The following is a 13254-nucleotide window of genomic DNA, read 5'->3' as shown; positions in this document are numbered from 1 at the left end:
GGCTAGCGTGCCGCCACCCAACACTATTGTTGAATACCGCACGTAATTAGGCCGCGGATTCTACCAGACAATGCCAATCACGCAAGCTGTCCCTCAAACCGGTCGTCTGCTAGGCTCGCGGCCTGCTACTTCACCCCTACATCGAGAAAACGCGTGCCCGACGCCATTCTGCGCCTCGCCCTGCCTTCGCCGCTGCGCCGCCTGTTCGACTACCGCGCTCCGGCCGGCGTTCGGCGCGAACAGTTGCACCCCGGCATGCGCCTGCGAGTGCCATTTGGCCGTCGCGAGATGATCGGGATCCTGGTGGAAGTCACCGACACCAGCGAAGTGCCAGCGGAAAAACTCAAGCCCGCGCTGGCCTTGCTCGACGCCACACCACCACTTCCCCCGGCGTTATTCAAGTTGTGCCTGTGGACCTCCCAGTATTACCAGCACAGCCTCGGCGATACCTTGAGCTGGGCCTTGCCCGTATTGCTGCGCCAGGGCGAACTGGCCGAAGCGCGGCAGGAACGCTTCTGGTCTGCCGCGCCGGGTGCGAGTCTCGATGACCCGCGTATCGCCCGCGCCCCGCGCCAGCGTGAAGCTTTGGCGACACTGGCGCAGCACCCCCATGGCGTCGCTCACCAGTTGCTGAGCAAGCTGATGCTGAGCAAAGACAGCCTGGATTTGCTGCTGGCCAAGGATCTGGTGCAAGTTGAAATCCGCCGCCACGCGCCTGGTGTCCGCCATGAACACTGGCTGGCCCAGCCCGAATTGCCGCTCAACGCGGAACAGCGTGCAGCGTACGAAGCGATCCGCGCCGGGTTCGACAGTTATCACGCTTTTCTGCTGGCCGGTGTCACCGGCAGCGGCAAGACCGAAGTCTACTTGCAGCTGATCCGCGAGACCCTTGAGGCCGGCAAGCAAGCGTTAGTGCTGATCCCGGAAATCAATCTCGGTCCGCAAACCCTGGCGCGATTCGAGCAGCGCTTCAATGCGCGCATCGCGCTGATCCACTCGGCGGTCAACGACCGCGAACGCCTTGAGGCCTGGCTGGCCGCCCGAGATGGCGAAGCCGACATTATTATCGGCACCCGCTCGGCGCTGTTCACACCGATGAAAAATCCGGGGCTGATCATCATCGACGAGGAGCATGACGGCTCCTATAAACAGCAGGAAGGCCTGCGCTACCATGCCCGCGACCTGGCATTGGTGCGGGCACGGCAGGAAAACATCCCGATCGTGCTCGGCTCGGCCACGCCCTCTCTGGAAAGCCTGCACAACGCCTATACCGGTCGCTACGGCTTGCTGCGACTGAATGAACGCGCTGGCGGTGCCAAGCAACCGCGCTTCCTGCGCCTGGATGTGAAGAGTCGTCCGCTGGACAGCGGCATTTCCGGACCGATGCAACAAGCCATCGGCCAGACCCTGGCTGCCGGTCAGCAGGTGCTGGTGTTCCTCAATCGCCGAGGCTTTGCGCCGACCCTGCTTTGCCATGACTGCGGCTGGATGTCCGAATGCCAGCGCTGCGACGCACGCATGACCGTGCACCAGCGTTACGGCGAACTGCGTTGCCACCATTGCGGCTATGTCGAACGCGTACCCCGCCAATGCCCTAAATGCAACAAGGTCGACTTGCGCCCGGTGGGTGCCGGCACCGAACGGGCTGAAGAGCGTCTGGCGATCCTGTTTCCGGACTATCCGGTCCTGCGGGTCGACCGCGACAGTACCTCACGAAAGGACGCGATGAACCAGTTGTTCGCGACCATCCAGAAAGGCCAACCGTGCATTTTGATCGGCACGCAAATGCTTGCCAAAGGTCATCACTTTCCGCGAGTGACGCTGGTGTCGATTCTCGACGCCGACGGCGGGCTGTTCTCCGGCGACTTCCGTGCCAGTGAACGCATGGCGCAATTGATTGTTCAGGTCGCGGGCCGCGCAGGCCGTGCCGAAGAACCGGGCAAGGTGATCATCCAGACGCATCTTGCTGACCATCCGTTGTTGATCCAACTGACCGAACAGGGCTATTTCGCCTTTGCCGAACAAGCCTTGAGCGAACGCCGCGCAGCGGGCTTGCCGCCGTTTGCGCACCTGGCGTTGCTGCGCGCCGAAGCGCATAAACCAGGGCAAGCGGAAGGCTTTCTCGATGAGGCGTGCAGCGAGGCCGAGCGCCTGCTGATCGAACAGAACCTGACCGGCATCGAGCTGCTGGGCCCGGTGCCAGCGCCGATGGAGCGCCGGGCAGGGCGGTATCGCGCGCAGTTGCTGTTGCAGGCGACCGCCCGGGCGCCGCTGCATCGATTGCTGGCCAGTTGGTTGCTGGTACTGGAGCAGATGCCGAGTGGGCGTGCGGTGCGCTGGTCTCTGGATGTTGATCCAGTCGATTTGTATTGATGGCAACTGTGGCGAGGGAGCTTGCTCCCGCTCGACTGCAAAGCAGTCGTAAATATGGCACCTCGAGCCGTTCAGTGAGACCGCGGGGCCTGAATTCAGGGCCGCTCCGCGCCCCACCGGGAGCAAGCTCCCTCGCCACAGGTTAATCGTCTGCCGTAAGTCCGCAATGAACCTACAATGGTTGGCAAGCCTGCTCCGGCAACGGATAATGCCCAGTTTTTCCACCAGCGCATGATGCGCCCGCCGCGCCAGCGGTCGAAAGAGAAGACCATGAAAGACACCATTCGCCAGCTGATCCAACAAGCCATCACCCAACTCGTCAACGAAGGTGTGTTGCCTGAAGGCCTGTCGCCGGCGATCCAGGTGGAAAACTCGCGCGACAAGAAAAACGGCGATTTCGCCAGCAACATCGCCATGATGCTGGCCAAACCGGCGGGCATGAAACCGCGCGACCTGGCGGAAAAAATCATCGCTGCGCTGCCGGCCGACGAAAACGTCAGCAAGACCGAAATCGCCGGTCCCGGCTTCCTGAATTTCTTCCAGAACACCGATGCCCTGGCCTCACGCCTCGACGCGGCCCTGGCCGATGGCAATATCGGCGTGCGCAAGGCTGGCCCGCTGCAGCGCACCGTTGTCGACCTGTCGGCACCGAACCTGGCCAAAGAGATGCACGTCGGCCACTTGCGCTCGACCATCATCGGCGATGGCGTGGCTCGCGTATTGGAGTTCCTGGGCGACACCGTGATCCGTCAGAACCACGTCGGCGACTGGGGCACCCAGTTCGGCATGCTGATGGCGTACCTGCAGGAAAACCCGATCACCAGCGACGAGCTGTCGGACCTGGAGAACTTCTACCGCGCCGCCAAGCAACGCTTCGACGAATCCGCAGAGTTCGCCGACCGCGCCCGCGGCCTGGTGGTCAAGTTGCAGGCTGGTGACGCCGACTGCCTGGCGCTGTGGACCAAGTTCAAGGACATCTCGCTGTCGCACTGCCAGAAAATCTACGAGCTGCTCAACGTCAAACTGACCATGGCCGACGTCATGGGCGAAAGCGCCTACAACGACGACCTGATCAACGTGGTCAACGACCTCAAGGCCGCCGGCATGCTGGTCGAGAGCAACGGCGCGCAATGCGTGTTCCTTGACGAGTTCAAGAATGCCGATGGCGACCCGCTGCCGGTGATCATCGTCAAGGCCGACGGCGGCTACCTCTACGCCACCACCGACCTGGCGGCCGTGCGCTACCGCAGCGGCACACTCAAGGCTGATCGCGCGCTGTACTTCGTCGACCAGCGTCAGGCCCTGCACTTCCAGCAAGTGTTCGCCGTGGCGCGCAAGGCCGGCTTCGTGACCCATCCGATGGAGATGGAACACATGGGCTTCGGCACCATGAACGGCGCCGATGGCCGTCCGTTCAAGACCCGAGACGGTGGCACCGTCAAGCTGATCGACCTGCTGACCGAAGCCCAGGAACGCGCCTACACCCTGGTGAAAGACAAGAACCCCGAGCTGGCCGAAGCCGAGTTGCGCAACATCGCCAAGGTGGTGGGCATCGGTGCGGTGAAATACGCCGACCTGTCCAAGCATCGCACCAGCGACTACAGCTTCAACTTCGACCTGATGCTCAACTTCGAAGGCAACACCGCGCCGTACTTGCTGTACGCCTACACCCGCGTGGCCGGTGTGTTCCGCAAACTCGGCAAGGACTTCAGCGAAGTCGAAGGCCAGATCGTGCTCGAAGCGGCCCACGAACATGAGTTGGCAGCGAAACTCGCGCAGTTCGGCGAGATCCTGAACAATGTGGCTGAAAAAGGCACGCCGCACATCCTCTGCACCTACCTGTACGACGTCGCCGGCCTGTTCTCCAGCTTCTACGAGAACTGCCCGATCCTCGCCGCCGACACCCCGGCACAAATGCAGAGCCGTCTGCGCCTCGCCGCGCTGACCGGTCGCACTCTCAAGCAAGGCCTGGAACTCTTGGGCCTGGAAACACTGGAGCGCATGTAAGTTGGCTGCCAAGAAAAAACCTGCACCCAAACGTGGCGCCAGCCGTTACCAAGCTCCAGCGAAGCAACCGATCCCGGGTTGGCTGTGGATGGCCATCGGCCTGACGGTCGGTGCATTCATCGTGTTCCTGATGAAACTGGAGCCGGGCAAAGGCAGCGATACGGTCAAGCGCGAGAAGGTCGAGCAACAGCAGAAAGCCAGCAAGATTGCCGAGGCCAACAAGACTCCGCCGAGCCCGACGCAACCGGTAAAGCCGAAATACGACTTCTACACCCTGCTGCCGGAATCGGAAGTCATCGTGCCGCCGGATGCCGTGCCGGAGAAAACCCTGCCGACGCCACAAGTGCCAGCCATTCCGACCACGCCGGTGACCCCGGCCGAAGCGGCGAAGATCGACACCGCCCGCGCCCAGGCAGCCCTGGCCGGCATTACGCCGCCACCCGCGCCACCTGTCACCAAGGCCGCGCCGGTAACCAAGTTCTTCCTGCAGGCCGGTTCGTTCCGCAAGGAGACTGATGCGGACAAGGTTCGGGCGCAGATCATCCTGCTCGGCCAGGCGGTGGCGGTGGAATCGGGAACGGTGAAAGACGAAACCTGGTACCGGGTACTGGTCGGACCGTTCAGCAATCGCGAACAACTGACCACTGCACAGAAACAACTGGCCGGCGCCGGGTTCAGCAACCTGCTGTTACAACAACGCCAGAGCCGCTAACGCCGTGTTCGATCGTTCCCACGCTCTGCGTGGGAACGCCTCAAGGGACGCTCCGCGTTCCAGCGCCGGGAGGGACGCAGAGCGTCCCGGGCTGCATTCCCACGCAGAGCGTGGGAACGATCACGCTAAACACCGCTCGTCCCCTCTCCCGTCCCGCAGTTGAAATCCACTCCACCACCCCCATATGAAGGGGCATAAGGCATTTTCGCCCCGCTGCGTGGAGACTCTTCCCTTGACCACCATCGTTTCAGTTCGCCGCCACGGCAAAGTCGTCATGGGCGGCGACGGCCAGGTTTCGCTTGGCAACACCGTGATGAAAGGCAACGCGAAAAAAGTTCGTCGCCTGTACCACGGCCAGGTCATCGCCGGTTTTGCCGGTGCCACCGCTGACGCCTTTACCCTCTTCGAACGCTTCGAAGGCCAGCTGGAAAAACACCAGGGCCATCTGGTCCGCGCCGCTGTCGAGCTCGCCAAAGAATGGCGTACCGACCGTTCCTTGAGCCGCCTCGAAGCCATGCTCGCCGTCGCCAACAAAGACGCGTCCCTGATCATCACCGGCAACGGTGACGTGGTTGAACCCGAAGACGGTTTGATCGCCATGGGCTCCGGCGGCGCCTACGCTCAGGCAGCCGCCAGCGCGCTGCTGAAAAAAACCGATCTGTCGGCCCGGGAAATCGTCGAGACCGCTCTCGGCATCGCCGGCGACATCTGTGTATTCACCAACCACACCCAGACCATTGAGGAGCAGGACTGCGCCGAGTAAGCCCGTGCAGGCCATCGCGCCACGGCTCATTCTTGCTTGAGGTCCGCTAAATACTATGTCCATGACTCCCCGTGAAATCGTCCACGAACTCAATCGCCATATCATCGGCCAGGACGATGCCAAGCGCGCCGTCGCCATTGCCCTGCGCAATCGCTGGCGCCGGATGCAGCTGCCCGAAGAGCTGCGCGTCGAAGTAACGCCGAAGAACATCCTGATGATCGGCCCGACCGGTGTCGGTAAAACCGAGATCGCCCGGCGCCTGGCCAAGTTGGCCAATGCTCCGTTCATCAAGGTCGAAGCGACCAAGTTCACCGAAGTCGGCTACGTTGGCCGTGATGTCGAGTCGATCATTCGTGACCTTGCCGATGCGGCCATCAAGCTCTTGCGCGAGCAGGAAATCGTCAAGGTTCGCCACCGCGCCGAAGACGCCGCCGAAGAGCGCATCCTCGACGCCCTGCTGCCGCCGGCGCGCATGGGCTTCAGCAACGACGACACCCCGACAGCCGATTCCAACACCCGCCAACTGTTCCGCAAACGCCTGCGCGAAGGTCAGCTGGATGACAAGGAGATCGAAATCGAAGTCGCCGAAATGGCCGGCATCGAGATCGCCACGCCGCCGGGCATGGAAGAAATGACCAACCAGCTGCAAAGCCTGTTCGCCAACATGGGCAAGGGCAAAAAGAAGTCCCGCAAGCTCAAGGTCAAAGAAGCGCTGAAACTGGTGCGCGACGAAGAAGCCAGCCGCCTGGTCAACGATGAGGAATTGAAGGCCAAGGCCCTGGAAGCGGTCGAGCAGCACGGCATCGTGTTCATCGACGAAATCGACAAGGTCGCCAAGCGCGGCAATTCCGGTGGCGTCGACGTGTCCCGCGAAGGCGTGCAGCGCGACCTGCTGCCGCTGATCGAAGGCTGCACCGTCAACACCAAGCTGGGCATGGTCAAGACCGACCACATCCTGTTCATTGCCTCCGGCGCCTTCCACCTGAGCAAGCCGAGCGACCTGGTGCCCGAGCTGCAAGGTCGCCTGCCGATTCGCGTCGAACTCAAGGCGCTGTCGCCGGAAGATTTCGAGCGCATCCTCAGCGAGCCGCACGCTTCGCTCACCGAGCAATATTGCGCACTGCTGAAAACCGAGGGCCTGGGCATCGAGTTCCAGCCGAGCGGCATCAAGCGCATCGCCGAGATCGCCTGGCAGGTCAACGAGAAAACCGAAAACATCGGTGCCCGTCGCCTGCACACGCTGCTCGAGCGCCTGCTGGAAGAGGTATCGTTCAGTGCCGGCGACCTGGCCAGCAGCCACGACGGCAAGGTCATCCAGATCGACGCTGACTACGTCAACAGCCACCTCGGTGAATTGGCGCAGAACGAAGACCTGTCCCGTTATATCCTGTAAGCCATGCGACCCCTTGTAGGAGCACAGCTTGCTGGCGATGGCGCATTTGAAATCGCCATCGCCGGCAAGCCGTGCTCCTACAGGTGGCTGACCATACGCCTACAGACGGATACCCGGTCATGATCCCCACCGACATCAAACTGCACAAAGCCTCGAAAACCCTGACGCTCAAATATGCGTCTGGCGAGGAATACACCCTTCCCGCGGAATTCCTGCGCGTGCACTCGCCTTCCGCCGAGGTCCAGGGCCACGGCAAACCCATCCTGCAATTTGGCAAGATCAACGTAGGACTGAGCAAGGTAGAACCGGCCGGTCAGTACGCACTGAAACTGACCTTCGACGACGGCCACGACAGCGGCCTGTTCACTTGGGAATATCTTTACGAGCTGGGGCGACGTCATGACGCACTCTGGGAAGATTATCTCGCAGAGCTCAAAGCCGCCGGAAAAACCCGCGACCCCAACGAATCTGTCGTCAAGCTGATGCTCTAGCCTGAGCCTCTTGCTCTTTAGAGGGCATTTTCTAATTTCATCTGTTTGAATGCTCCGCTTCAGCGCCGGTGATTGGCCTGCTTGCGAAAAAAATTAAACTCGGGTAACCAATGGAGCTGGCAAGTTCCCTGCAGTGTTCTCTGCGAACAAAAAGCAGCGATGCAGTATTAACGGTCACCCCGAGCAGTAGTACCTGGCATTGGCTGTGTGACTGCACAGCGAGGCCCCGGGTACTCGTCTCAGGACAATGGAGCGTCGTAGATGAGTAACAAGAATAACGATGACTTGAAGTATCAGGCCTCGGAAAACACCTTGGGACTGAATCCTGTCGTTGGGCTGCGTGGAAAGGATCTACTGGCTTCTGCTCGAATGGTGCTCAGGCAGGCCATCAAGCAACCGGTGCACAGCGCGAAACACGTTGCGCATTTCGGTCTTGAACTCAAGAACGTGCTGTTCGGTAAATCCGAACTGCAACCGAACAGCGATGACCGTCGCTTCACTGATCCGGCCTGGAGCCAGAACCCGCTCTACAAACGTTATCTGCAAACTTACCTGGCGTGGCGCAAGGAACTCCACGACTGGATTGACGAAAGCAACCTCCCGGCCAGCGATGCAGCTCGCGGGCACTTCGTGATTAACCTCATGACCGAAGCCATGGCCCCGACCAACAGCGCGGCCAACCCGGCCGCGGTCAAACGCTTCTTCGAAACCGGCGGCAAGAGCCTGCTCGACGGTCTCTCGCATCTGGCCAAGGACATGGTGCACAACGGCGGGATGCCGAGCCAGGTCAACATGGGTGCGTTCGAGGTCGGCAAGAGCCTGGGTGTGACCGAAGGCGCGGTGGTGTTCCGCAACGACGTGCTGGAGCTGATCCAATACAGGCCGATCACCGAGCAGGTCTACGAACGGCCACTGCTGGTGGTGCCGCCGCAAATCAACAAGTTCTACGTTTTCGACCTGAGCCCGGACAAGAGCCTGGCGCGATTCTGCCTTCGCAGCAACGTGCAGACTTTCATCGTCAGCTGGCGCAATCCGACCAAGGAACAGCGCGAATGGGGCCTGACGACCTATATCGATGCGCTCAAGGAAGCGGTTGACGTCGTCACTGCAATCACCGGCAGCAAGGACGTGAACATGCTCGGCGCCTGCTCCGGTGGCATCACTTGCACCGCGCTGCTGGGTCATTACGCCGCGATCGGCGAGAACAAAGTCAATGCCCTCACCTTGCTGGTCAGCGTGCTTGATACGACCCTGGACAGCGACGTCGCCCTGTTCGTCAACGAACAGACGCTCGAAGCCGCCAAGCGCCACTCCTACCAGGCCGGCGTGCTGGAAGGCCGTGACATGGCGAAAGTCTTCGCCTGGATGCGTCCCAACGACTTGATCTGGAATTACTGGGTCAATAACTACTTGCTGGGCAATGAGCCTCCGGTCTTCGACATCCTGTTCTGGAACAACGACACCACGCGGTTGCCCGCAGCGTTCCACGGCGACCTGATCGAGATGTTCAAAAACAATCCATTGATTCGTCCGAATGCACTGGAAGTGTGCGGCACCGCTATTGACCTCAAGCAAGTGACGGCCGACATTTTTTGCCTGGCCGGCACCAACGACCACATCACCCCGTGGAAGTCCTGCTACAAGTCGGCGCAACTGTTCGGTGGCAACGTTGAATTCGTACTGTCCAGCAGCGGGCATATCCAGAGCATCCTGAACCCGCCGGGCAATCCGAAATCCCGCTATATGACCAGCACCGAAATGGCGAGCACTGCAGATGAATGGCAAGAGAATGCCACCAAACACACCGATTCCTGGTGGCTGCATTGGCAGGCCTGGCAGGCCCAGCGTTCCGGCGAACTGAAAAAGGCCCCGACGAAACTCGGCAACAAGGCGTATCCGGCGGGCGAAGCTGCACCGGGCACGTATGTACACGAACGCTAGACGCACAGACCTGTAGGAGCCGGCTTGCTGGCGATGCGAGCACCGCGGTGCATCATGTACACCGCGCAGATTCAATCGCCAGCAAGCCGGCTCCTACGGAATGGGAGTCAGGGACAACGATCCACCCACAGGGCTTGAAGCATGCCGCAACCGTTCATATTCCGTACCGTCGACCTGGATGGTCAGACCCTCCGCACGGCGGTACGTCCCGGCAAGCCTCATTTGACGCCCTTGCTGATTTTCAATGGCATCGGCGCCAACCTTGAGCTGGTGTTTCCGTTTGTGGCAGCGCTGGATCCGGACCTGGAAGTGATTGCTTTCGATGTTCCCGGTGTCGGTGGTTCGTCGACGCCCAACCGGCCTTATCGCTTTCCCGGCCTGGCCAAGCTGACGGCGCGGATGCTCGATTATCTCGACTATGGTCAGGTCAACGTGATCGGCGTGTCGTGGGGCGGTGCCCTTGCGCAGCAATTCGCTTATGACTATCCGGAGCGCTGCAAGAAACTGGTGCTGGCGGCGACGGCGGCAGGCGCGGTGATGGTGCCGGGCAAGCCAAAAGTGCTGTGGATGATGGCCAGCCCGCGACGCTACATCCAGCCGTCTCACGTGATCCGCATTGCCCCGATGATCTACGGCGGCGCGTTCCGACGCGACCCGACGCTGGCCGCCAGCCATGCGGCGAAAGTGCGTTCGGCGGGCAAGCTCGGTTACTACTGGCAGCTGTTCGCCGGGCTCGGCTGGACCAGCATTCACTGGCTGCACAAGATCAATCAGCCGACCCTGGTGCTGGCGGGGGACGACGATCCGCTGATCCCTCTGGTCAACATGCGTCTACTGGCCTGGCGGATTCCCAATGCCCAGTTGCACATCATCGATGACGGGCACCTGTTCCTGATCACGCGTGCCGAAGCGGTGGCGCCGATCATCATGAAATTCCTCCAGGAAGAACGGCAGCGTGCCGTGATGCACCCGCATCCGGCGCCATTGGGCGGTTAACCGACGCATTGTCGGTCGGCAGGATGCCGCGCCGCGCAACAACCCGCTACAGCGTCTATGGTGTTCTGGTTCGGTGTGTTTGTTTTTGGCCTGAAGACGAAGGAGTGTTGACTGATGCGTGAAAAACCAGCGAGGGAGTCTTTGCCCACTCCCGCCGTGTTCATCAACGCACAGAGTGCGATTACCGGTCTGCGCGGCCGGGATCTGATTTCGACGTTGCGCAGTGTTGCTGTCCATGGCTTGCGCAACCCGGTACACACGGCTCGGCATGCCTTGAAACTGGGCGGGCAACTAGGGCGAGTGTTGTTGGGCGATACCCTGCACCCGACCAATCCGCACGACAGTCGATTCGCCGACCCGGCATGGAGCCTCAATCCGTTTTATCGTCGCAGCCTGCAGGCCTACCTGAGCTGGCAGAAAGAGGTCAAAAGCTGGATCGACCAAAGCACCATGAGCCCTGATGATCGTGCTCGTGCGCACTTTGCCTTCGCCCTGCTCAACGATGCCGTATCGCCATCCAACAGCCTGCTCAATCCCCTGGCGATCAAGGAAATCTTCAACACCGGCGGCAACAGCCTGGTGCGCGGCATCAGTCATCTGGTTGACGATCTGCTGCACAACGACGGCCTGCCCCGGCAGGTCACCAAACAGGCATTCGAAGTCGGCAAGACCGTCGCCACCACGACGGGCTCCGTGGTGTTTCGCAACGAATTGCTGGAGCTGATTCAGTACAAGCCGATGAGCGAAAAGCAGTACTCCAAACCGCTGCTGGTGGTGCCGCCGCAAATCAACAAGTACTACATTTTCGATCTGAGCCCGCACAACAGTTTCGTCCAGTTCGCGCTCAAGAATGGCTTGCAGACCTTCATGATCAGTTGGCGCAATCCGGACGTACGCCATCGCGAATGGGGACTGTCGACTTACGTTGAAGCGGTCGAAGAGGCCATGAACGTCTGCCGCGCGATCACCGGCGCCCGCGAGGTCAACCTGATGGGTGCCTGTGCCGGCGGACTGACCATCGCCGCCCTGCAAGGCCATCTGCAGGCCAAGCGCCAACTGCGCCGTGTCTCCAGCGCAACCTACCTGGTCAGCCTGCTCGACAGCGAGCTGGAGTCCCCGGCGACCTTGTTCGCCGACGAACAGACCCTGGAAGCCGCCAAACGTCGCTCCTATCAAAAAGGCGTGCTCGATGGCCGCGACATGGCCAAGGTCTTCGCCTGGATGCGCCCCAACGATTTGATCTGGAGTTACTTCGTCAACAATTACCTGCTGGGCAAGGAGCCGCCCGCCTTCGACATCCTCTACTGGAACAACGACAACACGCGCCTGCCGGCGGCTCTGCATGGTGACCTGCTGGACTTTTTCAAGCACAACCCGCTGAGCCATCCGGGCGGTCTCGAAGTGTGTGGCACGCCGATCGACTTGCAGAAGGTCACTGTCGACAGCTTCAGCGTCGCCGGAATCAACGACCACATCACGCCGTGGGATGCGGTGTACCGCTCAACGTTACTGCTGGGTGGCGAACGTCGCTTCGTCCTGTCCAACAGCGGCCATGTGCAGAGCATCCTCAACCCGCCGAGCAACCCGAAAGCCAATTACGTCGAGAATGGCAAATTGAGTAGCGACCCACGGGCCTGGTATTACGATGCCAAGCGTGTGGATGGCAGTTGGTGGACGCAATGGCTGGCCTGGATACAGCAACGCTCGGGTGCGCAAAAGGAAACCCACATGGCCCTCGGCAACCAGAACTATCCACCGATGGAGGCGGCGCCCGGTACTTACGTGCGCGTGCGCTGACGTTCAAACGAACCACGGCCGATGTCGGCCGTGGCAGGACCCGAACACTAAGAAGACTGGATGAAAACCCGCGACCGCATCCTCGAATGTGCCCTGCAGTTGTTCAATCAGAAGGGCGAACCGAACGTTTCCACCATGGAAGTTGCCAACGAAATGGGCATCAGCCCGGGCAACCTCTACTACCACTTCCACGGCAAGGAGCCATTGATCCTCGGGCTGTTCGAGCGCTTTCAGGCCGAATGGGCGCCGCTGCTCGACCCACCGGCGGACGTCGAGCTGGCCCCTGAAGATTACTGGCTGTTCCTGCACCTGATCGTCGAACGCCTGGCTCACTACCGGTTTCTGTTCCAGGACCTGTCGAATCTGGCAGGACGCCTGCCGAAACTGGCCAAAGGCATTCGCAACCTGCTAAACGGGCTCAAACGCACGCTGGCTTCATTGCTGGCGCGCTTGCAAGCTCAAGGGCTGCTGGTCAGCGATACCCAGGCACTGGGGCAACTGGTGGAGCAGATAACCATGACGCTGCTGTTCTCACTGGACTACCAGCGGATTCTTGATCGAGCGGGGGAAGTACGTCTGGTGGTGTACCAGATCATGATGCTGGTGGCGCCTCACCTGCTGCCATCGATGAAAGCTGCGACCGAGCAGATGGCGATGCAGTATCTGGAAGAACACGACTAGCCTCTTTAGGCATCGAGCAAGCTCGGCGTCTGCAGGGAACGCATAAAACCGTGCACAAACAAAAACGCCCGACCTTGGCAGATCGGGCGTGATCGTTCCC

At 60.8% G+C, this 13254-nt stretch carries 10 protein-coding genes; all 10 read left to right on the top strand.

Features of this window, described 5'->3' with window-relative positions:
• Nucleotides 1–153: 153 nt before the first annotated feature.
• On the top strand, nt 154–2373 hold the full coding sequence (locus D8U69_RS07075; protein WP_056852257.1) for a primosomal protein N': 2220 nt from the start codon (nt 154–156) through the stop codon (nt 2371–2373).
• 270 nt (nt 2374–2643) lie between these two features.
• Nucleotides 2644–4380, top strand: coding sequence for an arginine--tRNA ligase (gene argS, locus D8U69_RS07070; protein WP_056852538.1), 1737 nt, complete (start codon nt 2644–2646; stop codon nt 4378–4380).
• 1 nt (nt 4381) lies between these two features.
• Entirely contained in the window at nt 4382–5092 is a 711-nt protein-coding gene (locus D8U69_RS07065; protein ID WP_056852256.1) for an SPOR domain-containing protein, read from the top strand.
• A gap of 232 nt (nt 5093–5324) precedes the next feature.
• Nucleotides 5325–5855: an ATP-dependent protease subunit HslV gene (gene hslV / locus D8U69_RS07060; protein WP_007975582.1), complete on the top strand. Its 531-nt coding sequence runs from the start codon at nt 5325–5327 to the stop codon at nt 5853–5855.
• Nucleotides 5856–5910: 55 nt separating this feature from the next.
• Nucleotides 5911–7248 (top strand): HslU--HslV peptidase ATPase subunit, encoded by a 1338-nt coding sequence (hslU, locus tag D8U69_RS07055; protein ID WP_056852255.1) that lies wholly within the window; start codon nt 5911–5913, stop codon nt 7246–7248.
• 119 nt (nt 7249–7367) lie between these two features.
• A complete protein-coding gene (locus D8U69_RS07050) occupies nt 7368–7739 on the top strand; it encodes a DUF971 domain-containing protein (RefSeq protein WP_056852254.1) in 372 nt (123 codons plus the stop codon).
• 261 nt (nt 7740–8000) lie between these two features.
• The gene (gene phaC, locus D8U69_RS07045) at nt 8001–9680 is read left to right on the top strand and encodes a class II poly(R)-hydroxyalkanoic acid synthase (protein WP_130903897.1); all 1680 of its coding nucleotides are present in this window, start codon (nt 8001–8003) and stop codon (nt 9678–9680) included.
• Nucleotides 9681–9821: 141 nt separating this feature from the next.
• A complete protein-coding gene (gene phaZ, locus D8U69_RS07040) occupies nt 9822–10676 on the top strand; it encodes a poly(3-hydroxyalkanoate) depolymerase (RefSeq protein WP_056852252.1) in 855 nt (284 codons plus the stop codon).
• A gap of 114 nt (nt 10677–10790) precedes the next feature.
• Nucleotides 10791–12473: a class II poly(R)-hydroxyalkanoic acid synthase gene (gene phaC, locus D8U69_RS07035; RefSeq protein ID WP_056852251.1), complete on the top strand. Its 1683-nt coding sequence runs from the start codon at nt 10791–10793 to the stop codon at nt 12471–12473.
• Nucleotides 12474–12533: 60 nt separating this feature from the next.
• Complete coding sequence (locus tag D8U69_RS07030; RefSeq protein ID WP_130906989.1) at nt 12534–13154, top strand: TetR/AcrR family transcriptional regulator; 621 nt, start codon at nt 12534–12536, stop codon at nt 13152–13154.
• Nucleotides 13155–13254 lie beyond the last annotated feature (100 nt).

This window comes from Pseudomonas sp. Sample_16 (assembly GCF_004307665.1).
In the GTDB taxonomy this organism is placed as follows: Bacteria; Pseudomonadota; Gammaproteobacteria; order Pseudomonadales; family Pseudomonadaceae; genus Aquipseudomonas.
This window is presented reverse-complemented; position numbering and strand designations above follow the sequence as displayed.

Coding starts and splice junctions, on each gene's coding strand:
- argS (WP_056852538.1), top strand. CDS start 2,644: ATGAAAGACACCATTCGCCAGCTGATCCAACAAGCCATCACCCAACTC.
- hslU (WP_056852255.1), top strand. CDS start 5,911: ATGTCCATGACTCCCCGTGAAATCGTCCACGAACTCAATCGCCATATC.
- D8U69_RS07050 (WP_056852254.1), top strand. CDS start 7,368: ATGATCCCCACCGACATCAAACTGCACAAAGCCTCGAAAACCCTGACG.
- phaC (WP_130903897.1), top strand. CDS start 8,001: ATGAGTAACAAGAATAACGATGACTTGAAGTATCAGGCCTCGGAAAAC.
- phaZ (WP_056852252.1), top strand. CDS start 9,822: ATGCCGCAACCGTTCATATTCCGTACCGTCGACCTGGATGGTCAGACC.
- phaC (WP_056852251.1), top strand. CDS start 10,791: ATGCGTGAAAAACCAGCGAGGGAGTCTTTGCCCACTCCCGCCGTGTTC.
- D8U69_RS07030 (WP_130906989.1), top strand. CDS start 12,534: ATGAAAACCCGCGACCGCATCCTCGAATGTGCCCTGCAGTTGTTCAAT.